Origin of the sequence: Paenibacillus sp. FSL H3-0321, assembly GCF_038002865.1 — a bacterium.
In the GTDB taxonomy this organism is placed as follows: Bacteria; Bacillota; Bacilli; order Paenibacillales; family Paenibacillaceae; genus Paenibacillus_AQ.
Genome location: NZ_JBBODH010000001.1, coordinates 2807784 through 2831257, shown reverse-complemented (window position 1 = coordinate 2831257; position 23474 = coordinate 2807784). Strand labels below are relative to the sequence as shown.

The 23474-nt window shown below is 52.7% G+C and carries 22 protein-coding genes; 14 read left to right on the top strand and 8 right to left on the bottom strand.

The window, feature by feature from the left end; genetic code table 11:
* The first annotated feature begins 127 nt into the window (after positions 1 to 127).
* From sdhB to MHI45_RS12405, 6 genes are all read left to right on the top strand, one after another.
* Complete coding sequence (gene sdhB / locus MHI45_RS12430; RefSeq protein ID WP_038596073.1) at positions 128 to 892, top strand: succinate dehydrogenase iron-sulfur subunit; 765 nt, start codon at positions 128 to 130, stop codon at positions 890 to 892.
* A 327-nt stretch (positions 893 to 1219) separates the two neighbouring features.
* Complete coding sequence (locus MHI45_RS12425) at positions 1220 to 2014, top strand: DUF3891 family protein (RefSeq protein WP_038596071.1); 795 nt, start codon at positions 1220 to 1222, stop codon at positions 2012 to 2014.
* 99 nt (positions 2015 to 2113) lie between these two features.
* Entirely contained in the window at positions 2114 to 2809 is a 696-nt protein-coding gene (locus MHI45_RS12420) for a potassium channel family protein (RefSeq protein ID WP_076112502.1), read from the top strand.
* Between the two features lie 60 nt (positions 2810 to 2869).
* Positions 2870 to 3805, top strand: a complete 936-nt coding sequence (locus tag MHI45_RS12415) for a metallophosphoesterase (protein WP_076112501.1) — start codon at positions 2870 to 2872, stop codon at positions 3803 to 3805.
* A gap of 53 nt (positions 3806 to 3858) precedes the next feature.
* Entirely contained in the window at positions 3859 to 4401 is a 543-nt protein-coding gene (locus MHI45_RS12410; RefSeq protein ID WP_076112500.1) for a GNAT family N-acetyltransferase, read from the top strand.
* 231 nt (positions 4402 to 4632) lie between these two features.
* Positions 4633 to 5379, top strand: a complete 747-nt coding sequence (locus MHI45_RS12405; RefSeq protein WP_256718186.1) for an NADPH-dependent oxidoreductase — start codon at positions 4633 to 4635, stop codon at positions 5377 to 5379.
* Between the two features lie 92 nt (positions 5380 to 5471).
* Here the strand turns inward: MHI45_RS12405 and MHI45_RS12400 are convergent, their stop codons facing one another.
* The gene (locus MHI45_RS12400; protein ID WP_038596064.1) at positions 5472 to 6284 is read right to left on the bottom strand and encodes a histidinol-phosphatase; all 813 of its coding nucleotides are present in this window, start codon (positions 6282 to 6284) and stop codon (positions 5472 to 5474) included.
* A gap of 97 nt (positions 6285 to 6381) precedes the next feature.
* Positions 6382 to 7284: a LysR family transcriptional regulator gene (locus MHI45_RS12395; protein ID WP_038596062.1), complete on the bottom strand. Its 903-nt coding sequence runs from the start codon at positions 7282 to 7284 to the stop codon at positions 6382 to 6384.
* Between the two features lie 399 nt (positions 7285 to 7683).
* Between MHI45_RS12395 and MHI45_RS12390 the strand changes: the two genes are divergently transcribed.
* From MHI45_RS12390 to MHI45_RS12370, 5 genes are all read left to right on the top strand, one after another.
* Positions 7684 to 8139, top strand: a complete 456-nt coding sequence (locus tag MHI45_RS12390; protein WP_038596060.1) for a chemotaxis protein CheX — start codon at positions 7684 to 7686, stop codon at positions 8137 to 8139.
* Positions 8140 to 8166: 27 nt separating this feature from the next.
* A complete protein-coding gene (locus tag MHI45_RS12385) occupies positions 8167 to 8943 on the top strand; it encodes an SDR family NAD(P)-dependent oxidoreductase (protein ID WP_052092286.1) in 777 nt (258 codons plus the stop codon).
* A gap of 172 nt (positions 8944 to 9115) precedes the next feature.
* Complete coding sequence (locus tag MHI45_RS12380) at positions 9116 to 10603, top strand: DEAD/DEAH box helicase (RefSeq protein WP_076112498.1); 1488 nt, start codon at positions 9116 to 9118, stop codon at positions 10601 to 10603.
* Positions 10600 to 11346: an ABC transporter ATP-binding protein gene (locus MHI45_RS12375; RefSeq protein WP_038596054.1), complete on the top strand. Its 747-nt coding sequence runs from the start codon at positions 10600 to 10602 to the stop codon at positions 11344 to 11346. The genes MHI45_RS12380 and MHI45_RS12375 overlap by 4 nt, the downstream gene beginning before the upstream one ends.
* Before the next feature lies 1 nt (position 11347).
* A complete protein-coding gene (locus MHI45_RS12370) occupies positions 11348 to 12565 on the top strand; it encodes an ABC transporter permease (RefSeq protein WP_038596052.1) in 1218 nt (405 codons plus the stop codon).
* Positions 12566 to 12844: 279 nt separating this feature from the next.
* Here MHI45_RS12370 and MHI45_RS12365 read toward each other — a convergent pair whose 3' ends face one another.
* The 3 genes from MHI45_RS12365 to MHI45_RS12355 all read right to left on the bottom strand — a co-directional run bounded on the left by MHI45_RS12365 (position 12845) and on the right by MHI45_RS12355 (position 15195).
* Positions 12845 to 12955 (bottom strand): YjcZ family sporulation protein, encoded by a 111-nt coding sequence (locus MHI45_RS12365; protein ID WP_218642534.1) that lies wholly within the window; start codon positions 12953 to 12955, stop codon positions 12845 to 12847.
* A gap of 154 nt (positions 12956 to 13109) precedes the next feature.
* Entirely contained in the window at positions 13110 to 14411 is a 1302-nt protein-coding gene (locus MHI45_RS12360) for an aminotransferase class I/II-fold pyridoxal phosphate-dependent enzyme (RefSeq protein ID WP_038600645.1), read from the bottom strand.
* A gap of 169 nt (positions 14412 to 14580) precedes the next feature.
* The gene (locus MHI45_RS12355) at positions 14581 to 15195 is read right to left on the bottom strand and encodes a pyridoxamine 5'-phosphate oxidase family protein (protein ID WP_076112497.1); all 615 of its coding nucleotides are present in this window, start codon (positions 15193 to 15195) and stop codon (positions 14581 to 14583) included.
* 138 nt (positions 15196 to 15333) lie between these two features.
* Here MHI45_RS12355 and MHI45_RS12350 point away from each other — a divergent pair, with 138 nt between their 5' ends.
* From MHI45_RS12350 to gpmA, 3 genes are all read left to right on the top strand, one after another.
* Complete coding sequence (locus MHI45_RS12350) at positions 15334 to 16893, top strand: aminotransferase-like domain-containing protein (RefSeq protein ID WP_038596049.1); 1560 nt, start codon at positions 15334 to 15336, stop codon at positions 16891 to 16893.
* Positions 16894 to 17016: 123 nt separating this feature from the next.
* Positions 17017 to 17802 (top strand): helix-turn-helix domain-containing protein, encoded by a 786-nt coding sequence (locus MHI45_RS12345; RefSeq protein ID WP_038596047.1) that lies wholly within the window; start codon positions 17017 to 17019, stop codon positions 17800 to 17802.
* A gap of 541 nt (positions 17803 to 18343) precedes the next feature.
* Positions 18344 to 19093: a 2,3-diphosphoglycerate-dependent phosphoglycerate mutase gene (gpmA, locus tag MHI45_RS12340; protein ID WP_038596044.1), complete on the top strand. Its 750-nt coding sequence runs from the start codon at positions 18344 to 18346 to the stop codon at positions 19091 to 19093.
* A 106-nt stretch (positions 19094 to 19199) separates the two neighbouring features.
* On the opposite strand, the gene MHI45_RS12335 is transcribed toward gpmA, so the two are convergent.
* The 3 genes from MHI45_RS12335 to MHI45_RS12325 form a co-directional block, all read right to left on the bottom strand.
* Positions 19200 to 21254, bottom strand: a complete 2055-nt coding sequence (locus MHI45_RS12335) for a methyl-accepting chemotaxis protein (RefSeq protein ID WP_038596041.1) — start codon at positions 21252 to 21254, stop codon at positions 19200 to 19202.
* 191 nt (positions 21255 to 21445) lie between these two features.
* Positions 21446 to 22237, bottom strand: a complete 792-nt coding sequence (gene asd / locus MHI45_RS12330; RefSeq protein WP_341119091.1) for an archaetidylserine decarboxylase — start codon at positions 22235 to 22237, stop codon at positions 21446 to 21448.
* An 89-nt stretch (positions 22238 to 22326) separates the two neighbouring features.
* On the bottom strand, positions 22327 to 23421 hold the full coding sequence (locus tag MHI45_RS12325) for a YheC/YheD family endospore coat-associated protein (RefSeq protein ID WP_038596036.1): 1095 nt from the start codon (positions 23419 to 23421) through the stop codon (positions 22327 to 22329).
* Between the last annotated feature and the right edge of the window lie 53 nt (positions 23422 to 23474).

Sequence of the window (23474 nt, the reverse complement as noted above, 5' to 3'; positions counted from 1 at the left end):
TGGGATGATTGCATAATGTACATCAGAATACTCCCAAGCAGGCTTCAAAAGGTAATCGGAAATATAGCGGTTATGCAAGAAGAAATACGTTGAAGAATGCTCACCAAACTTTTAGGAGGTAACTGATATGGCGGAAACTGCTGCAGCTCCCAAAAACGTAAAGTTTATAATTACCCGCCAGGACGAGCCGGAGAGCTCACCGTATGTCGAGGAATTTGAGCTGGCCTACCGTCCGGGGATGAACGTGATCAGCGCTTTGATGGAAATCCAGCGTAATCCGGTTAACGCCAAGGGTGACGGTACGGTTCCGGTATGCTGGGATTCCAACTGTCTGGAGGAAGTGTGCGGTGCATGCTCCATGGTGATAAACGGCAAACCGCGCCAGGCCTGTGCGGCGCTGATCGACAATCTGGAGCAGCCGGTGCGTATCGAGCCGATGAAGACGTTCCCTGTGGTACGTGATCTCGTGATCGACCGCAGCCGGATGTTTAATGCACTCAAACGCGTCAAGGCTTGGATCCCGATTGACGGAACCTATGACTTGGGTCCGGGACCGCGTATGGCGGAGAAGAAACGCCAGTGGGCCTACGAATTGTCCAAATGCATGACCTGCGGCGTCTGCCTGGAGGCTTGCCCCAATGTCAATGAGAAGACCAATTTCATCGGGCCGGCAGCCATTTCCCAGGTACGTCTGTTCAACGCCCATCCTACGGGCGAGATGAACGCCGATGACCGTCTGGATGCGTTGATGGAAGACGGCGGCATCGACGGCTGCGGCAACTCGCAGAACTGTGTGCGGGCCTGCCCGAAAGGCATCCCGCTTACAACCTCCATCGCGGAGATCAACAAGCAGACTACCAAGCATATGTTCAAGCGTTGGCTGGGTGTGTAATTTGTAAATTCACTCTTTTCCCCCTCCATTTTTGATTTACTGCTATCTATCTTTCCTGAGCCACTTTCGCGGTGCTATTTGCCGCAGGGAGTGGCTTTTTCGCATTCAGTGGCTACATATCCTGGCTGAAGCTCCCGCATTCAGGGGCACAGGCACTTAAGGTTTGCTTGTTTCTTTTGGCGGTATAGATGGGTACATTTTTAGACAGTCCCTTCTTAACGAGCAGAAGGTGTATGAATAGCCAAACTCAAACAAATATAGATGGATATGTTATAATCTCCTTAGTGGAGCCAACATCAGGCAGTGGAGAATCGGGGAGGAATTACGTTGATTTGTAGGGAACAGGACGGAGCATTTGTAATGGTTAAACAGCATGAGCACGGGCGGCTGGCCGGAGAATTTGCGCAATGGTTCAAGGAAGAGCATGTACCCGAGGGAAACCGGCGTGCAGAGGTGCTGCGTGCGGTCAGCAACCATGACAGAGGCTGGATTGATCTCGATGAAACGCCTTTCTGGAATGATGCGGCAGGAGCGCCTTACAGCTTCATAGATTTTCCCGTAGTGCCGAAGCTTACGTTCTACAAACGTGGACTTAATGAGATTGAAGCGGACACACCGTACGGTGCGCTGCTGTGCAGTCTGCATTTTGAACGGCTGATTGAGGTGTCCGGGGAGGATTGTCCCGAGCTGACCGCCTACCTTAAGGATGAGGAGGAGCGCAGGGCCCGCATCCACCGCGACCTCGAGAAAAACCAGCCCATCGGAGAAGGCGAGCTGTATTATGATGCCAGGCTGCTGCAGTTTTCTGACGATCTCTCATTGTATCTGGCTCTGAATGAGCCGGGAAGCCCCAAATCGGAAGAACATCCGTGGTGGAAGGACGGCTTCTCCGGAAGTGAGGATTTCAGCTTTACCTCAGGACGTCTGATCTCGGCGGAATGGCAGGATGCATCCACACTAATGCTCGACCCTTTCCCGTTCACAAGAGATGTCGAGGTGGCAATGGTACTGCGTAAGGTCAGCAAGAAAGAAATCGCCAGCAAGGGAATTGCTTCTGCATACAGCTCTGCACCGGAAGAAGAATGCCGGATTACCGTCACCAGCAGGCCGAAGGCGGATTAATCAAACGGCACGGAAAGCGGACGCACTCAGGAATAAATTAGCGGCTGCTTATCTCACAACTACCCATTGCCCGTACCTTAGAACAGGAGTGTAATAGCTATGGCTTGGTGGGTATGGACCCTCAATATAGCAGTGATTATACTGCTGTCGTTTTGGTTTTTCCGGATGAAGCTGAGCTGGATGGGAAAAGGGGTGCTGCTGGCCCCCATTCTAATCTATGCGCTCATTTCGGTTGAGGATTTGCTGAACTGGATTGACCTGGGCTCCATCGTACCGGGCAACCGGGGATTAAGGGGACTGATTTTACTCTTTGCTCTGGCCTCGGTGCTTTTCTACATTCTGTTCATTTTTCATGAAATCAAGGAATCGAACAGCAAGGAAGTCAGGCTGCAGCAGACACTGGTCCGTATCAGTATTGCTGCGTTTACCTGTATTATTTTTTTTACAGTCGTATATACATCCATATATAAGCTATTTGGACAGTCCTCTTTTCAGGGCATAGGAATAGGGGATGATCTGCTCAGCCAGCTGATTACCTTTCTATATTTCAGCGTGGCCACCTTTACGACTGTCGGCTATGGAGATGTGGCTCCGGTGGACAATACTTCGCGGCTCGTGGTCATCATGCAGATCAGCTTCAGCTTCATTACTGTAGCCTATGCCCTGTCCATGCTGGGCTTGTTCCGCAAGATTCTCGGCCCCGGTACGGAAGCAGAGATTGAGGCGTCCATCGAGGTGAATATTGATGATGAAGTGGACAAAGCGGTAGAAGATGTAAAAGATGAGATCAAGTGATTTTAACAGTTAGCGGAGCGGATTGTATTTCAAGCTCCTGTAAGGAAGGAGGGTCTCCCTATGAATAAAAAAGCGTCCGGGGGTTCTCCCAATGATGGTCCACCTCTTGTTGCCGGCGGCGGTTACAATACTCCGCTGCCACCCGGGAAGGGCAGCGGCCGCAAAATTACCCGCCGCCAGTTCCTGACCCGCGGAGCGGCTACTATGTTTGGGGCCGCGCTGCTCGGCGGCGGATATGTATGGCAGGGAGAACCCAACTGGCTTGATATCACCAGGCTGGACATTCCGCTGAAGAATCTCCCTTCCGCGTTTGCCGGCACCCGGCTGGTTCATTTCAGTGATGTGCATCTGGGCTTCAACAAGGATGCCCATGATTTGGCCCGGCTGGTTAAGCACATTGAGGCCGCAGAGCCGGATATCATTTGCTTTACCGGGGATATTGTAGACAGCTACGCAGAGGACCTGAAAGAATCCGTAGCGCTGCTCGCGGAACTTCATGCCCCGCTGGGGAAATATGCGATATTCGGCAACCATGATTATAAGAACACGGAATTGCTTGCGCAGCTGCTGCAGTCTGCCGGGTTCACATTGCTGAGGAATCAGTCATATCTTATTAAGCAAGGCGGTGCAGTGATGGCGGTTGCCGGCCTGGAAGACATGCTGCATGGCCGTCCCGATCCGGAAGCTGCACTTAAAGGCATTCCAGAGGGGACATGTACGGTACTGATGATGCATGAGCCGGATTATGCTGACACGGCGGAAAATTATCCCTTCGACCTTCAGTTGTCGGGGCACAGCCATGGAGGACAGATCCGTCTTCCTTTTGTTGGCGCAGCCTACACCCCATACGGGGCAGTTAAATACATAAGCGGACTGTATCATACAGAAAATAAAGCCATGCCGGTCTATGTTAACAGAGGATTCGGCGAGACTTATATGCCGTTTCGCCTGTTATGCCGGCCGGAGCTTACTGTGATTACGCTGCGCAGGGTGTAAGGAGCAATAGTACTGAAATTCCCAAATTAAGCTGCAAGGGAAGAGGAGCGCGTATGATCACTTACGAGACTGTAGGATTCATGGCCCAGCAAGGAGCCGCAGTGGAACTCCGGACGATGTTGCCTGCCGAAGGTGACAGGCTCAAGATGCTGCTCTCTCACCCGGATGTGCAGCGCCACATTTTGCATCGCAGTACAGCAGGTTCACAGCCAGCCCATCTGGATCAACTGGTGAACCGTATGCTGTATCCCTACGATCCTTGCGCGCTGCATGTGGGGATCTATCGCAAAGATGCACCGGAGCTGATCGGCACCGCCTCCCTGCAGAGCTGGAACCGTCATGAAGGCAAAGCCGTACTAGGCTACATGCTCGATCCTGTATGGTGGGGGCAGGGCCTTGCTACAGAGGCCATTGGATTGTTGCTGGGCTATGGCATGCGGGAGCTTCGCTTGACCCATGTGGAGGGGCGCTGCCGCGGCGATAACCTCAGGTCCGAACGGGTCATGCTCAAAAACGGGTTGACGCTGGAACGGATCATGCCGATGGCTGATGGCTCGGGCGATGTAATGAAAGTATTCACATTGTTACACAAATGAAATAATGCCGTTATCAAACTCTAACAGTGTCCGGTTAAACTAAGTACATGACCCCCTTTTGAAAATATAACTGCTGTTGGGACCCGATGATTCGGGTCCATTTTTTTTGTTCCGTTGCCAATCCATTGGGGACCCGGAAGCGGTCAGGGACTGGAAGCTCCCGCAGCTGTTAGTATATGATGGTTGTACAATTATATATCTGGATTTTAGGAGGATGTAATCTTGAATGAAGTGCTGAAGACATTAAACAATCACCGGTCTTTCCGGAAATACGGGCCGCAGCCTGTTGAGCCGGATAAGCTGCAGATGATTATTGAGGCCGCTCAATCGGCCCCATCCTGGGTGAACGGGCAGCAGGTCAGCATTATTGCTGTGCAGAATCAGCAGCGAAAGGCACAGCTATCGGTCTTGAGCGGGAATCAGAAGCATGTGGCCGACGCCCCGGTATTTTTGATCTTCTGCATGGATTTTTACCGGGCCAAGCTGGCCGCCGAGCTGGAAGGGCAGCCATTTGAGGCTGTGCACGATGTGGATGCGCTGCTGGTCGGTGCGGTGGATGTGGGAATCGCTTTGGAGAGTGCGGTTGCCGCTGCGGAATCCCTGGGGCTGGGCATCATTCCTATCGGTGGAGTCCGCCGCAATACTGCAGGCGTAATTGAATTGCTGGACTTGCCGGAGTATGTATTCCCGGTGGTCGGCTTATGCGTGGGGTATCCTGCCGAGGAGCTGCCAAAGAAGCCGCGTCTTCCGCTGGAGGCGGTTTTTCACGAGGAGCGTTATAACCCTGATCAGAAGGGATTTATACAGGAGTACAATCAGGCGTACCGCGGGTATCTAAAAGCGCTTGAAATGACGGAGAGGGATTGGAGCGCTACGATCGCCCATTTCTACGCTCTTAATCCGCAGTATGGAGATGCGCAGCATACGCTGAAGAAGCAGGGGTTTACCTGTGATAATCTGCAGAAACCCGGAGAATAACAAAATGCACCGCAGCGTTAACGTAATGGATGTCATGCTGTCCATCGACCGTTGAGCACTGCGGTGCATTTTTTTTGTAAAGTCACAGGGTGTCACTGCAGCGGAACTGTAATCTTCCCGCGCCGTTTGTAGTATACCCAGTGAGTGAACCCGATTTCTTTAAGGCGCGCAACCACAGCCTCCCGCTGGTCAGCAACCCGGGACGGCAGATGCGCATCAGAGCCAAAGGTGACTTCCACTCCGTAATGCAGTGCACGTGCCAGAATATCATCCGAGGGATACCAGCCGCCGCACAGCTTGGTGCATCCGGAGGTATTGATCTCGATGGCGACGCCGCATTCGCCGATTACGCGCAGGCATTCGTCGATTTCTGCAGGCGTAGAGATTTCCGAAAATTGCGGATAGTTTCCTTTCATGGCATCGATATGGCCAAGAATCTGAAACATGCCGGTGCGCGCGGATTCGGAGATCAGCCGGTAGTATTCGGCTTTTGCCGCGGCTTTCTCCCGGCGGTCAAGCCCTTTCCAGCGCCCCTTATTAAAGATGCTGACACCCTTGACACTATGTACCGAGCCAATGATGTAATCAAAGGGATAAGCGGAAAGGGTTTGGCGGTAGAGTTCGGCATGTTCCGGGAAATAATCGGATTCAATACCGAGCAGCACATCAATTTTGCCTTCGTATTCTTTCTGCAGGGAGAGCACTTCTTCTACGTAATGGACAAGCTCCGATTTGGCCATGGCGATTTTGGGAAAGGCCTGTTCGGATGGACTGCCGAAATAAGGAGTGTGATCAGATATGCCGATGACGCCCAGACCGGCGTTGATGCCGGCTTCAATATAGTCCCTGATGCTTCCGTCGGCATGGCCACAGCGGAAATGGTGGGTGTGTAGGTCGAATTTCATGGATATATCTCCTTTAGGCCAAATTTTACGAAAACAGTTCATGAGTATCGGACTTTGGGATCAGCTTCGACAGATGGATTCAAAGCTCTGCGAGGCTCTACTCCGAGCCGATAAATTGGGTTTCGGGCATGCCCTTTAGATCACTTAAGAATTGCCTCATGGCCGAATTGACATATTTGCCGGACTTGGTAATGACACCTACGGGATGCGTGACCTCAAGTTCGATAATCGGCACGATTTTGAGTGTGCCGCTGCGGACTTCTGCCGTAACTGACTGTTTGGAGATAACGGCTGCGCCTAGATCAAGCTCGACCATCCGCTTAACCTCCTCGCTGCTGGTCAGCTCCATGATGACCTGCGGCTGTATGCCGTGTTTTGCGAACACCTCATCGGCGAATTTGCGGCCGACCGTGTCAGGCGACAGGAGGATGAGCGGTGTTTTACCCAGGGCTTCAATCCCGGCCGATTTGACCTGGGCTAAAGGATGCCTTGGTGAAACAACCAGTTCAAAAGTATCATAATACAGCACAGAAGTGGTCATGGCAGGACTCCGTCCAATCAGATAACCGATGCCGACATCAACCAGGCCGTTTTCGACATGCTGATAGATTTGTGATGAAGACATCGAGGAAATCGAAGTTTTGATATGCGGAAACTGGTCTTGAAAATAGGACAGGATACGCGGCAGGATTTGAATGGCAATGGAGGTGGTCGTTCCGAGAATAATATGCCCTTGGGGATTCTCATCAAGATCCGCAAGGCGCTGCTTAAGCTCTTCGACAATACTCACGATCTGCTCTGCATGCGTAAGGAACACTTTGCCTCTGTCCGTCAAGGTAACGGGCTGGTTACGGTCAACGAGCTGAGTTTTGAACTCTTCTTCCAGACTTTTGATTTGTGCCGAAACTGCCGGCTGGGTCAGGTTAAGCAACTCACCTGCCTTGCGGAAGCTCATCGTTTTGGAGATCGTAATCAGCGTTTCGAGCTGGCTGATGTTCATGGACTTGCCCCCCTTTTTGACTACCGAATAATGCTGCCGCTTCGCCCTGTAATGGGAACAACGGACGATTTTCCCGGGACGGCATAGCTGGTTGGTGCCTGATCAATAAGACTTTTATAGGTGCCCGGGTCTCCGCAATAAATGCAGGAATTCATTTCGGTCCATAGCCGGATTGAATGTGGATATGCAGTTATATCTTACACCGGTTGTTGGCATTTGATTAAATTATAGGAGATTCCTTCCGGCAGAGCAATGTTGCCAGGCAAACTAACTTGTGATTTCCTTCGACACCCCCATTAATTTTTGATGAATAATGCCGATATATGAAGTATAATTATAAATTATTGAATAGGACTTTCGGTATATGACTAAAGACTGGTAGAGGGGGGACACATCTTAATGAAAGCAGAAGTAATTAATCCGTTTTTAGAGTCTGCACGCATTGTAATTGAGCAGGTTATACAAGTCTCGCCATCCACCGGTAATCTGGGCATTAAGGAAATTGAACTGATCGATAATCATATATGGATTCAAGTGGGGATGACGGGCCAATTAAGCGGAAATATTATCTTTGGGATTGCAGAGCAGGTTGCACTGAAAATGGTATCGGCCATGATGGGCGGTTACGTGATTACAGAGATGGACGAGATGGGGCAGAGCGCGATTTCGGAACTGGGCAACATGATCAGCGGCAATGCCAGTACGATTCTTTCCAACCAAGGTGTAACTGTGGATATTACTCCGCCGAAGCTAATGAAGAGTGAAAGCATGTCCGTACTGCCGCGCAGAGCACTGAGCATCCCGCTCTTGATGGAAGGCATCGGCGAACTCGATATTCAAGTGATGATCTCTTAGGCGGACAATTGGGAGCTGAAGATTTTCATGCAACTTAAAGACAAGATTGTTGTCATAACAGGGGCTTCAAGCGGGATCGGGGCGCTGACAGCGCAAATGCTCAGCAAGCGTGGGGCTGTCCCTATTCTTCTGGCCCGTTCGGAAGATAAACTGAAAGAAACGGCGGCCGGTATTCCGGGCGTTTTTGGACTGTACACCTGCGATGTCAGAGATGAGGCGGAAGTAGAGCGGACCTTTGGCGAAATTCTGGCGGTGTACGGCAGGATCGATATTCTGCTTAACAACGCCGGATACGGCAAATTCGCCGGTTTTACCGAGATGGAACCCCATGAATTCGATGATATGATGGATGTAAACTATATGGGCATTGTACGTTGTACGAAGGCTGTAGTTCCGCATATGCTGCAGCGGGGAAGCGGGCAGATTGTCAATGTGGCCTCCATGGCCGGCAAGATTGGTACAGCCCGTGCTGTTGCTTATACAGCAACCAAACATGCGGTTCTCGGTTTCACGAATGCGCTTCGCCAGGAACTCCGGAAGAGCGGGATTATCGTTTCGGCGGTGAACCCGGGGCCGATTGCCACCGACTTTTTCAAAACAGCTGATCCATCAGGCAAATACGAGAAAAGTGTAGCCCGGATGATGATGACTCCACAGCATGTGTCCTCCAAGATCGTCAAGCTGATGGAGAAAGGCAAAGAGGAAGTAGATCTGCCCGGTCTGGCGGGCTTCGGCATCCGGCTGTATGCTTTGTTTCCACGGCTGGCGGATAAGCTGACCTATAACGTTATGAACAGAAAATAAAGGTTTCATCAGCGGGTGTCTGTCGTCATTCTGCAGGGCGGCAGTCATTTTTGCAGGTCTAGCCTGCGCTAATGACAGCTTATCCTTGCATAAACGGCCTTCCATTTGGTGGAGAGGCCTTTTTGGCATATAATGAAGATATTAACTTAAGCGAAAAGGATGAATTACACTTATGAATAAAGCTTCTTTTGCGGCCATCGGCATCCAGGAAGACCTTGTTGCCCGATTGTCGGAATTCGGCATTACTGATCCATCTCCGGTACAGGAGCAGACGATCCCGCTTCTGCTGGAGGGGAGAGATGTGCTGGCCGCTTCCCAGACAGGTACCGGCAAAACCTTGGCGTACCTGCTGCCGCTGATTCAAGGGATTAACCCGGAGCACCGGGTAGTCCAAAAGGTGGTGCTGGCACCAACCCAGGAGCTGGCGATGCAAATCCTCCGTGAGGCCGAGCGCTATGGGGCCCACCGGGGGATCAAGGCGATGGGCCTGATCGGCGGAGCGGCGATCAAACGCCAGATTGACAAGCTGCGCGAGCATCCCCAGCTCGTAGTGGGCACCCCTGGACGCGTGCGGGAGCTGATCGGCCTCCGCAAGCTGAAAATGCATGAGGTCAGCACGATCATCATCGATGAGGCGGACCAGATGTTCCAGCTCAGCGGAGCCGGTGAAGTGGCGAAGATCGTCAGCAGCGCGCTGCGCACGCGCCAATTGGTCATGCTGTCAGCGACCATCGGACCGGAGACCCAGGCGCTGGCCGCACGGGAGATGAAGAACCCGGCTGAGGTCGGCATTGATCCTGGAGTGATGACGGCACAGAGTCTTGAGCATCACTATGTGGTGGCAGAGGAACGGAACAAGATTGATATGCTGCGCCGGGTCATCCGCCATTACAACCCGCAGCGGGCGATAGTGTTCGTGAATGCTACCGAGGACATTGCCGAGGTGGAAGCAAAGCTGAACCATCTTGGGCTTACGGCAGCGGCGATCTATGGGGATGCAGACAAGGTGACACGCAGCAACGTACTTACCCGGTTCCGTGACGGCAAGTTCCGCGTCCTGGTGGCGAGCGATGTGGCAGCCCGGGGCCTGGATATTGAGAATCTAACGCTGGTAGTGAGCTTTGATCCGGCGTTTGACTCGGAGCATTATGTGCACCGGGCAGGGCGTACGGGACGTATGGGACGCCGCGGACTGTCGGTCTCCATTGTAACGGAGCAGCAGACGTTCATTATGCGCAAATTCGCCCGAGAGCTGAATATCACGCTTGAGGAGAAGGAAATGGTCGCCGGCAAGGTTATGGCGGCTGATGAAGCCCGCAGCCCGCTGGGCGGCGGCGAACGCGGGCGCGGGGAAAGTGCCACCCCGCGCAAGGAAGGCGCCGCACCGCGCAGCGGCAAGCCGCCTGTAAGGACATCGGCTGTGCAGGCCGATGCGGCCATCAAACCGGCCTTGCCGCGGCAAGGCCAGGCGGGAACTGCCGCAGGCGGAGAAGTGCGGCGCGAAGGGCACCACGGTACGGGCCCGGCTGCAGGCGGGCGCGGCGGTGCAGCTCCTGCGGGTAAACCGCGCGGCAGCAGTGCGGAACGTGAGAAGAACCGCAAGAACAAGGGAGCCCCAAAATGGCTCAAGAACAAAACCCCGAGAGGTGACGGTCAATGAATACAGCCCCCGTACTCGAGATTACGGGCTTAAGTGGTGGGTATAGCCTGAACAAGCCGGTGCTTCATGATATCGGCCTTCAGGTGCAGCCCGGTGAAATGGTTGGACTGATCGGTTTGAACGGAGCCGGAAAAAGCACGACAATGAAACATATCCTTGGCCTGATGTCGCCCCATAAAGGTGAAATTACCGTAAAGGGCAAAACCCGCAGTGCTGACCCGGAGGGGTATCACAGCGCATTGTCATTTGTGCCGGAATCTCCTCTGCTCTACGAGGAAATGACGGTCCGCGAGCATGTCGAATTCACTGCCAGAGCTTACAGCGTGGAGCGCAGCGACTATGAATCCCGCAGCGAGCAGCTGGCCGCACTCTTTAATATGGAGGACAAGATGGATACATTGTCCTCCCATTTATCCAAAGGTATGAAGCAGAAAGTGATGATTATGTGTGCTTTCGTGGCGCGTCCGGCACTGTATGTCATTGATGAGCCCTTTCTTGGCCTGGATCCGCTGGGCATCCGCTCTTTGCTCGACTTCATGCTGGATTTGAAAAAAACGGGGGCGTCGATCCTGCTGAGCTCCCATATCCTTTCCACAATCGAGAACTACTGCGACCGCTTTATTGTGCTGCACCGCGGCAAGGTTATTGCCCAAGGCACGCTTGCAGAGATGACCGCAGCTGCAGGGCTGCAGGGCTTGAACTTGGAGCAGCTGTTCTACGAATTGGTTCAGGGAGGGAAATGATATGGATTTAAAGGAGCTGCGCCGGCAGCGGCGCAGCCGGTTCATGGGAAGCATGCTGCCTTATGTGGGGTATGTCATTAAGAGCGGTGTAGCGATGCTCTTGCTTCTGCTGCTGATTGTCTTCTCGGCCTGGTATACTTCGCTGCTTCGGGACACTCCGTCAGGTATTCCGATCCGCTGGGTTATGCTGGTCCTGCTGCTGCCTGCGGCGGTGCACAGCAGCTTCCGGACGTATCTGCAGAGTCCGGATACTATATTTCTGCTTCCGCAGGGACACCGGATGAAGGAATATTTTGCCCGTAGCTGGGTAAGCGGAAATGTGTGGAAAATTGTGCGGCTGCTGTTTGTACTGATCACCGTCTGGCCCTTGTACATACGTACGGATGAATCGCCTAGGAGTCTGTTCGCTACCGTTCTCATTCTGATTCTGGTGAAATTGCTGTCCAGCTACGGGCTATGGCGGGAAACCGCAATGATATCCCGCCCGGCCGCAGTGGCCTACAACCTGCTGCGCTGGGCAGTAGGCGGATTAATGATTGCGGCATGGCTGTGGCAGCCGTCTCTCCGGGCCCTGATCTTCATATTGATCCTGGCGGCGGCATATTTGGCTGCATGTTCTGTTCCCGGACGGCATTCCGTTCCCTGGGAGCGTCTGATTGCCATGGAGAAGAACCAGGGGTCGAGGGCCTTGATGATTCTCGGCTGGTTCGTGGATGTGCCGGGACGTGAGCAGCGGGTATACGCCCGGCGTTACCTGTCACGCTGGGGGAGCGGTATCGCATGGCGGAGTAACGCTGCTTACCGCTTCCTGCTGACCAAAAGCTTTGCCCGGGGCGATGTCTTCGCCATTGTGATGCGGATCGCTGTTCTGGCGTTGCTGCTGGTCTGGTGGAATCGCGGCAGCTATGTGGGAAGCGGCATTTACTTGTTCTTCCTGTTCATCATGGGCATTCAGCTGTCGGCTTTGCGCAAGCTGCATAGCGAGTCGTTCTGGCTGTCGGTGTATCCTCTGCCAGAGGGCAGCAAAGGTGAAAGCACGAACCAGTTCATCTTCCGCGCCCTTTTGCTGCTGGCCTTGCTGACCGGCCTGCCATTTCTGGCCACAGCGGGTGAACGTCCGCTGCCTGTTCTCGGCACCTTCCTTGCCGGAGCGCTATTGGCCTACGTGTTCAAGGAATACTTGAAGCGCAAAGAAGCCGCGGCGGATGAGGATTTCTAACTTTTGGTGAGACTGGAGTGGAATGCCGGCAGGCCTGTATTCCGCTCCAAGCACAAAGACGCCTTGATAAGAGCGGATGCTCCCGTCAAGGCGTCTTTGTGCAAAGATAAGAATTTATATGTTTCACGCTATAAATTATCCTTCTATTTCTCGCTGAAACGGATACCGTCCTTTTGAGGACGGCAAAGCCGTTTCCACTTGTGATTAGCAGAGCAGGGAATGCTACCACGCGGGAACGGGAGAGAGCCCGAGGCTCCCTCCCGGGAGAGTCATTCCCGGTTAGATAAAGAGTGAACGGCTGATGATAACCAGCAGGATAAAGAGAACCAAAATTGCACCTGTGCTTGTAAATCCAGGGTGTCCGTATCCGCCTCTTACTTCTTCGCTCATGTTCATTCCCCTTTCGAATGTGTTTGCTGTACTTGAGTACATCGTATTGTATGTGCGGATAGATTAACGTGTATAGGCCAATGTCGCAGGGAAAGTCAAAAAAAAAATCAGCTCCGGGTACCCGGAGCTGATTTCGAGATCAATGGTTTTGGGATCAGGCTTTTTCCAAATCGCGGATTCCCGCATAAACCAGGTCGAACAAATCTTCAAGCTGCTCCTCTTCAATACAGGAGAAGGCGATGCGCAGATCGGTTTCGCCCAGGGCGATTGTGCCCAGGCCATAATTGTGGATCAGATGCAGCCGCAGGTCTTCAGCTGATACAGTGTGCAGCTTCAGGCACATAAAGTAGCCTGAGTTGAAAGGATAATACGTCCATACGTCATCGCCGTATTTCCCGCTGTCGAGCAGTGCCTTCACTTTGTTGGCACGGCCTTTCATGATCTGGAACTTTTCTTCCTTCTGTTCAGCGAACTGAGGGGCCTTCAGTGCGTCCAGCACAAACGTCTGAGACGGGTGTGCACCGCTGGAAATAGTGGCGCGGATAATGCCGAGCGTTTTCTGTTCCAGTGCCGCAAGCAGCTCCTTATTCTCGGAAGCGTAGGTGATGAAGCCGACGCGGAAGCCCCAGACGAATTCCTCTTTGGTGGCCCCGTCAATCTTGACGGCCAGCACGCGCGGATGGAGATTGGCCAGACGACCGAACAACGATTCCTTGAGAGAATCCTCGAAGAAAAGTCCGAAATACGCGTCATCGCTGACGACTACGACATTGATGCCTTCCTCGGCAGCGCGCAGAATCGCGGCAACGATGGCTTCTCCTTCTTTTAGGCCGGGAGTATAGCCTGTAGGGTTATTAGGGAAGTTGAGCAGGACAATGGCTTTGCCGCGTCCCTTCTGGGCGAGCAGCGCTTCCAGCAGTCCTTCACTATTAAATTTCATATCTTCAGTGAAAAGCGGATAGTTGACGATTTCGCTGAGCCGGCGGATGCCGAAGGTCAGCTCGTAATTCTCCCAGTTCTTGTCCGGATAGATGATGGCATCGCCTTGTTCTGCGAACAGATCGGCAACTATGCTGAGCCCGTGCGTCAGGGCATTGGTAACGATAGGGTTGCCGAAGGATTTGCCTTCGAGCGATGGATTTTCACGGAGCATTTTTTCCCGCCATACAGTGCGCAGCTCTGGTTTGCCTGCAGGAGGAGCATAGCCGTACAAGTCTTTGGGACTGTAAGCGGAGAGCTTATCCTGAATGACACCAAGGTGCATAGGCATGCCATTCTCGGTAGCAATACCGATGGTTGCATTGTATTTCTTGGCGTGAGCTGTTGCTTCTGCAGATTGGCTCAGGATGCCCTCTTTAGGAAAATAGATCGCCTTGCCAAGATCGGAGAGCATATCGTACACATGTTCATTGCCTGCCTTGATGCTTTCGTTTAATTGTCCAGCCAGTGGATTCATCAGTTTCATCCTTCCGGTATTCTTCTGGGATATATACGTTAACATTGCCTAACATTATATCACCGTGATTCCCAGCCGTCACTGATGAAAGCAGCCATTTTATAAATACTTTTAGAATATTTTCAGCGGCGTTAGCCAAGCTGTAATTCGTTTCGGTGCTCTACTTAAGTCAGCTATGGTGGGGGCAGTATTTTTTCATCATTTCTATCGTTTCGGCATCGCGTTCTCCGTTTCTCTCCTCCAGACCCCTGGTGATGCCGGACCGTTCCTCTTCTTTCAGATTCTGGCCGAACTTAAATTTGGCTGTCAGCTCATCCGGAACAATTCGTACGACCGCAACACCCTTCAGCCGCGAGCGGTATTTCGGATCTTCGGCATCAATAGGATCAAAGCCGCCCTCGGGCTGCAGCTTGTTCATAAACCGGGACAATACAGCAGCCTTCTCGGCGGACGCCTCCACAAGTTCGGCCACTCCATAAGCAGTTACGCTTTTAAAATAGGCCGTGGCAGGGCAAGCGAGATGGGGATCACTGAAATAAGAGGGGATTAGCGCGTATTCGTCGGCAACGGTAAAGCAGACCCGCGCCTGCTGGCGGATGCTCTCCATTTTGCCTCCGGCATGACTGCCGTGGAAATAGAAGCAGCCCTCCATATAGACGAAATTCAGCGGAGTGACCCGCGGCTGTCCCTGTTCATCGCTTGTACCGAGAAAACCAAAGCTCATTCCTTGCAAAAATTGAGCCACTTCTTCTTCCTGCTCTATCTTAAATTCTTTTCTGCGCATAATACACGTCCTTTTCATCATAGTGGCGAAGTACTCACCTTGAGTAATTGTTTACTTAGAATAGTTGATAAATTGACAATGAAAAAGGACCGGTTTAGAGTTATTTTAATAGTCCACTTTTGAGGAAAGGGTGGGGAGATGAATTTCACACTGCCATATGACCAGTACCTGGCCATCCACCGTTATAAATATCTAGCGTTATATCATGCGTTCCGGGCAGCGATCCTGGAGGGGATACTTCCCGGGGGGACAAGGCTGCCGTCAACAAGACAGCTTGCCGGGCTGTATCTTGTGTCGCGCGGTTCAGCATCACAGGTATATGACATGCTGCTGGCTGACGGTTACATCAAGACTGAGAAGGGCCGGGGCACCTTTGTTTCAGATGACAGCTTTTTTCCTGCTGCCGGGGGAGAGCCGGTATACAGGGAGGATTCAACCGATCATCAGGTGGTTGACTTGCCAAGGGTCGGCGCTGGACTCAATCCGGCAGGTGAGGAATTTCGCACACCTGATCGGGAATTCCTTGAACCTGTAGCGATCCCGCTTTCCTCTTGGGGAGAGCGCCTGATGGAGCGCCAGGTTTCCATCTACGGGCAGACTGGTGAAGATGCCATCAGCTTTCGCAGCAGTGGCATGCGGATTGAACATTTTCCTTACGGCGAGTGGCGGAGCGCACTGAATTATGCCGGAGGCAAGGGAGGCGGGATGCTGGAGGGCTATTGTCCGCCGCAAGGGGAGGAGAGCCTGCGGCGGGCAATAGCTGCCCATTTGCGGATTACCCGGGGAATCAGAGCCGACGCGGAGCAGATCGTGCTGTTCAGCGGCTCGATGCAGGGCATTGTCCTTCTGGTGCAGCTGCTGCTGGAACCGGGCGAACCTGCCGTTGTGGAAGATCCCGGATTTCATGGCATCCGCCGGGCAGTGGAGATTGGCGGCGGCAAGCTGCTGCCGGGACGGGTTGACGAGAGCGGGCTTGTGCCCGAGGATTGGGCAGCACGGCTGCTGTTTGTGACGCCAAGCCGCCAATTCCCCACGGGAGCGGTACTGCCGCTCGACCGGCGGCGCAGCTTACTGGAATGGGCCCGGCGGCAGGAGGCAGTCATTGTCGAGGATGATTATGACAGCGAGTTCCGCTGGGGCGGCCGGCCGATTGAACCGCTGAAAGCGCTCGACCGGGAGGACCGGGTGGTGTATATCGGCTCCTTCTCCAACAGCATGTTCTCCGGGCTGCGACTCGGGTTCGCCGTGCTGCCGCCTTCGCTGGTGGGTCCTGTGACAGCGGCCAAGGCGCTTTATGAGCCGCTTCCAGGCGCGCAGCTTGAGCAGCGGGCGTTGGCCCGGTTCATGAGCACTGGCGGATACAGCCGCCATCTGCGGCGGATGACGCGCATATACGGGGAGCGTGCCCGCATTTTCCGTACGCTTCTGAATGAGCGGCTCGGAATGCTCTTTCAGCCGTTGCCCGGCGATTCCGGCCTGCATATTTATGCCCGATGGCTGCGCCCGGAACAGGAATATTCCGCCTTCCGGGAAGCGGCTTTGCAGCGAGGCACAGACTTCCGCGACGCAGCACTGTACCGGATAGGCCCGGGTAGTCCGGCGGCTTGCTTTTCTTTTTCCCATCTCGATGCTGAGGCACTGGAAGAAGGGGTGGACCGCCTGCTTCTGGCCTGGAAGGATGTGCAAAAATACACGTGACAAGGTATTATAAGAGTAAGGAAAATGTATGCTTACAAAACTTAAGCATATGCTTTCGAAGTGATTTTTTGTCGAAGCTAATTCAGTGAGGTAACGCTCACCAAAAATTTAGGAGGAAATATTATGCTGCATGCATCGCCGTCCTCTTTTGTGATCCTGCCTGCCCTGGCGAAAATTGTCTGCGAACCGGGCTGGAAGTGGCAAAAAAGAGAGAAGCCGCTGCAAAATTATGATCTGTTCTATGTCTGGAGCGGAGAAGGTACGGTTGTGCGCAGCGGAGTGCCTTTCAAGGTAGGAAAGGGAAGCTGCTTCCTGTTCCGTCCGGGCGACTTTACGTATGCGACCCATAATCCGCAAAAGCCGCTAGTGCTTACATACATTCATTTTGACGTAACCGAAGAGGTCACGGATATTCCCCAGCCTTACCGTGAATTGACCGAAACAGTGGAATTCGAGCATCTGCTCGCCCGTTATGTCCGCCTGTTCCTGGTGAAGACCTACGCTGCAGAAGAGGAGGGGCGGCTGATCTTGAAGCAGCTGATGATTCATCTGCTGCGCGAGGACCGGGTGATGCCGGTAGAGCGGCATGTCAGCAATCAGCTGGCTGAGGTCATCCACGAGGTGGCCAACTACGTCAGCCAGCATCCCGGAGCGGCGCACCGGGTAGAGGATCTGGCAGCCCGGGCGGGGCTGTCGCCACGGTATTTTTCGATCAAATTCAAAGAGATTACAGGTTCCTCGGTCCAGTCCTATGTCATCCGTGCCCGGATTGAGCGGGCCCAGCACCTGCTGCTATATGCCGGGATGAATGTCACCGAGGTGGCCGATGCACTGGGCTATCGCGATATTTTCTTTTTCAGCCGCCAGTTCAAGCAGCATACGGGGAAAAGTCCGTCTGAAATCCGCTGATTCTTCCTTTTGTTTCAGCTTTTTGCTGCAAGGGTAAATACGTTGCAACTTTGTATGCGAGGATTTACATAGCAGCTTGGAAGGGAGAACATAACTGATGTTTAGAGGACGCAGAATATGCAATAGTGAATGTAAAGGTGGAGGCGCCGGGGTTTTTCGAAACCGCTGGAGACGCTTGAAGCAGAATAACATGGCAGCTACAGACTGTTGGTTCTGACAACAAGGGCAGTATCAAATACAAGCGGAGAACCGGGGCCTTGCGGCGTCCGGTTTTTTGAATGGTTCATGGTTCATGGTTCATAGACTGGCATGTAGAAGAAAAGGGTACAGCGGATTCTTTCTGAATAGAAGATACAGGGGACTGTCTTGCGGTACTGGGGTGTATTCTTCTATCTATGCAGGGGCATAAGGATAAAGAGGTTTTTGTATGAGCGTACAATTGTTCAGCCCAACCCTGAGAAAACATCGGTGAGCAGCTGAATTCATATACTGAGCAGTAGAAAAAATGACCAAACCAATGGCTGAAGGAAGGAGAAAGAACATGTATGAAATCGTATTGATACGGCATGGGGAAAGCGAGTACAACCGTCAGAACTTATTCACAGGCTGGAGCGATCCCGATCTGACGGAAAAGGGAATAGAAGAGGCCAAAGCGGCCGGGAAGCTGTTGAAAGAAGCAGGCTACACGTTCGATCTGGCCTTCGCTTCTGTGCTGAAACGTTCGATCAAGACACTTAATTATGTGCTGGAAGAAATGGATCTGCTGTGGATTCCCGTACAGAAATCCTGGAAGCTGAATGAGCGCCATTATGGTGCGCTGCAGGGGCTGAGCAAGAGTGAGACTGCGGTGAAATATGGTGAAGAGCAGCTTCATATCTGGCGGCGCAGCCTGTCGGTCCGTCCGCCGCTGCTGGAGCCGGATGACCCGCGTTATGCCAGAAACGATATCCGCTACAAGGAGGTGCGCTCCGGGGATATCCCGCGCGGCGAGAGCCTGGAGGATACCGTTCACCGCGTCGGCGATTTCTGGGGCAAGCGGATTGTGCCGCTGATCCGCAAGAAAGAGCGGGTGCTGATCTCGGCACATGGCAACACCCTGCGGGCGCTGATCAAATTTATGGAGGACATTGACGAGACAGCGCTGCTCGACCTTAATGTTCCGACCGGTGTTCCGCTGGTCTATAAGCTGGATGACGATGTGAAGCCGATCAGCCGCTTCTATCTCGGCGTGCCCGAAGAGGTGCAGGCCAAAGCCCGTGAGGTGGCTAACCAGAGCAAGGTAACGGAGTAGCGATATTCGGGCGTTGTCTAAACGAAATCATTCATGAAACCCAAAAGCAGCAGGTCTCTGTAACAGAGACCTGCTGCTTTTGCTGCTTTCCGGTGAAGATGTACTGCTATTCCAATTTGAATTTGGAGGCAGCCTCCGCCAGGCTTTTGGTTAACCCGTCAATTGTTTCGACCATATCGGCTAAACGGTGAACCATGGAAGATTGCTCATGCATTGTTGCTGTGACCTCTTCAACCGAAGCCGAAACCTGCTCACCCGATGCAGACAGATTCTGCGTGGATTCCAGCATTTCGTCCTTGTCGTGCTGCATAAGGGCAATGTCATCAGCCATGCTCTTAATCTGTTCGGTGATGTCCGTAATATTCTGGTGAATGGCATGGAAGGCCTGCCGGGTTCTGCCTACATATTCGTCCTGCTGCGTGGAAATATCCTTAATCTGCTGCACGCTCTGATGATTTTCCTGTACGAAAGCCAGATTCTGCCCGATGATCCCGTTGATTTCACTGGACTGGATGGAGCTCTGTTCAGCCAGCTTGCGGATTTCAGTGGCAACTACGGCAAATCCCCGTCCATATTCCCCGGCCCTTGCCGCTTCGATAGAGGCGTTCAGTGCAAGCAGATTTGTCTGCTTGGCGATATTGCTGATCGCTCCCGTGATCTGGCCGATACTGCTCGAGCTTTCCTGCAGCTTCAGGGTAATCGCAGAGATTTTCTGCACTTCCTCATCGTTTTGCTCGCTGATATTGGACAGCTCTTCTACAACCTGATTGCTGCTGTGGAAGACTTCAATAATTTCATCGGCCCGCTCTTTGACGGATTGGGCTTTTGCATTCATGGAGACGAATTTCTCGCCGAAGCTGAGGAATTTATCCACAATCGTCTCGGTATCATGCGCCTGCGACTCTATGGCTGTGGCAATTTCTGCAGTGGTTACCGTTGTCTCGCCGATCGATTTGGCTGTCTGCTTGGAGGACTCGTCCAGATCCTTGGTGCTTGAATTAAGCACGGAAATGGAGGTGTTCATATTCGTAATCAGCAATTTGTTCTGCTGAGCCATCGTATTAAAGCTGTCGGCAAGCTCCTTGAATTCACTATTATATTTTCCCGTGGCAGTAACCTGCAGGTCGCCTGAGGCCAGTTGTCTGAACAATTTGCTCAGCTGCACAATCGGCCGTGTGATCGATCTGGATACTATCAGACCTATCGCAGTGACAAGCAGCACGGCCAGTATGGAAATGGCAACAATCTGCTTAAGCATGGACATAATCGGCATTTTGATATCCTCGTAAGAATCAATGACCGATACTATCCAGTCGGCATCTGGAATCTTGTTGTACCGGAGATATTCTGTTCCGAGATCACTTTCTCCTGTGAGGATATCGTCTTTCGCCTGCAGGTTAAGCAGAGCTTCGGTACCTTCGGGTTTTAATCCGATTCTTTTCTCATCCTTCGAATTGTACAGCACGATTCCGCTCCGGCTCAGAATTTCAATCTGGCCCTGGCCGTTAATTTGGATTTTTCCTAATTTATCTATAAAAAACTCGGAGCTCATGTTGGATGAATACACGCCGATCACCTTGCCGCTTAAATCTTTAATCGGCCGAGAAAAAGCTATAATCAACTGCCCTGTGCTTTGGGATACTGTGGCATCGCTGATAAAAGCTTCGCCTTTTATGGATTTCTGGAAATATTCCCTGTCTGAGCGTGATTCGCCGACGGTCTCTTTATTGCTTCCGGCAACAATGATTCCTTTGGCATCAAGGACGACCATGGATTGGCTGCCCCTTGTATTCTTCAGGATTGTGGCAAGCTTCTCATTGGAGGCACTGTAATAAGGGTTCTTCCCGGAAAAGAACTCAGTTTCGGACAACGTTCCCTCCTCCCGCAGATTCAACAGCGCGCGGAACAGTTCCTGCGATGAAATCAGATAGGAAGCCTCCTTCTGCAGCTGCACGGCAGTCCATAAGCCTTCTCCGATCCGGTCGGCGTTGGCGGTAATCTCGTCTTTGCTTTTTTTGAGCAGCAGTTCCGAGCCCAAGCTGTACACTGAAACGGATATAGCCAGCACACTGGCGATTACGAGCAGGGTAATCAGCCCGGGAAGCTTGATCCTTAAAGATAAGTTAGTGAATTTGCCAAGCCGGTCTTTCGATTTGTTCATGTAAAAGTTCCCCCTGATGTATGTATGGTCCTACATGTATATCGGAGGGATCATGTTGAGATTCAAGAGGAAACATCAACCAAATGATTAAAATTTGCAATAAATATCAGCTCTATGAAAAAGGATACTCCGGCCCTGTTCAAGGCTTGCGGAGTACCCTTATATGTTCGTTGTTAGGTTAGGCTGAAATGTTAAAGATGACGCTGCAAGGTTCCCAGCAGTTCCCCCATCTTGACCTTGGTCTCGCTTGTCAGCCCGGCCCTTGGGGTAAAGGTGCCGCTCTCCAGCAGCAGTACTACGGTTGAGCCGAATTCAAAATAAGCCAGATCATCGCCGATTTGCCATTCCATGGCCTGTTCATCGGTGTAGCGGATGCTGCTGACATTCATTGCGCCTACCTTTACAACCGCTGCTTCCCCATTCGCTCCCGCGATATAAGTAATAAGACGTTCGTTGCGGCTCAGCACACCCTTCATATGTCTCATGCCGAATTCATTGACAGGATAAGCCCGGCCGCGGATATGATCACTCTCGACTTTACGCCCGGTGAGAGGCGCGTGAATCCGGTGATAATCCGTAGGGCTCAGATAGAGCACGAAGAAAAAGCCTTTCTTGTACAGCTCCAGGTGCGGAGAGTGGTTAAGCAGTTCTTCCAGCTCATAATCCTGTCCTTTTACATTCATAATTGTTCCGGAATGAATCTCACCCATGGCGGTAATCATCGCATCCACCGGACTGGCTACGGCATTGTCCCCGCTTGCGACAGGGCGCATCCCCGGTTTCAACCGCCGGCTGAAAAACTCGTTAAGCGTACGATATTGTCGGGACTGCTTCTCCGCTTCAGCAGCGGGAATATGATAGGACTTAATAAATACCGGGATCAAAAAACGGCTGAGTCTGCTATGGGAAAAAGCCCCCATCAACCGGGAAAGCCATCTGTGCGAGGACAGTTCCGTCATCAGCCGCAGCAATTGTTTAACCATGAACATCTCCCTTCCATCATGCAGCAACAAGGCCCCATACCCGGGGCCTTATCCGCTCTGAATTATATTGACATAGAATAGGAGACAAATCAATAAGAGTTATACCGGGAGGCGTCTTCGAGCAGGAACCGGGCGTAAGCCATTGGCCTGCGGTAGCTTTCTTTCCAGGTTCCTCTGAGTCCTGCCTTGAGGAAGCCATAACGCTGGTCACGGCCATTGCATTCAATGAAGTAAATCCGTCTGTTCCGGGTGATGCCGATATCCAGCCCGATGTCGGCAAGCCCGGGAAGACTGTGCTCCAGCTCGCGTGCGATGGCGAGGCTGAGAGTCTGCACTGTCATTCGAAGGTATGCTGCTGCTTCCCCCGGGAAGGCCTGATCCAGCACATATGAGGCGCTGAGCGCTTCGCCTCCCCGTGCGATATTGGATACAAACCCGCCAGGAGCGGCCAGCTTCGCAAACATGCCGGTCACCTGCCAAGTTCCTCCCCAGCCGCGTTGCACCGTGACCCGGAGATCGAAGGGGCGTCCGCCGATTTCAGCCAGCGGGATACGTTCCTGTACCAGATAGGATTCAGCGGCGAGACGCGCCCGAAGCATCCTTGGCAAAGCATCCTGATCCACGAAGGTGCTTACCCATCGGCTAGAACGTGAAGGCAGATAACTCCAGGTCCAGCTCCGTCCGCTGTAGTGAGTAAGACGCATCACCCCTTTGCCAATACTGCCGCGGCACGGTTTGAGGATGAGGTCGGGGTACAGGTCCATCATCTCCTTCAGACCCGGGAGCCCTGCTGTTGTAACCGGCAGATAGCTCTGCAGGCCTTCGTTTTGTTCCAGCAGCCCGTGAATCTGTTCTTTCCCGTAACGGTTGCATGTGTTGTATATCAAAAGGCCCTGCCGGAGCAGCCGCTCGATTCCGCTGCTGTCCTGGCTGTAAATTGCCCGGTTATGGATTACACCCGGTGTGGGGATTACGGCTCTGCGATATCCCTGGACCCCCTTGATATAAGCGATGCTGTATCCGGATTCCGTATCAATGTCGGACAGCTTCAAAAAGCAGGGGGTCAGTCCGTATGCGGCAGCCGCCTCCTCATAGCTCTCCAGCGACTCCTGTCCCGTTTTTAACCGGGGAACGCCCCGGTGCATAGCGGCATTTAGCAGTATTCCCACGAGCTTTTGCCCCATGTTCGTTCCTCCCGTTATCTTCTGTAGTTACGGCTGTAGCCCTTATGTTCTCA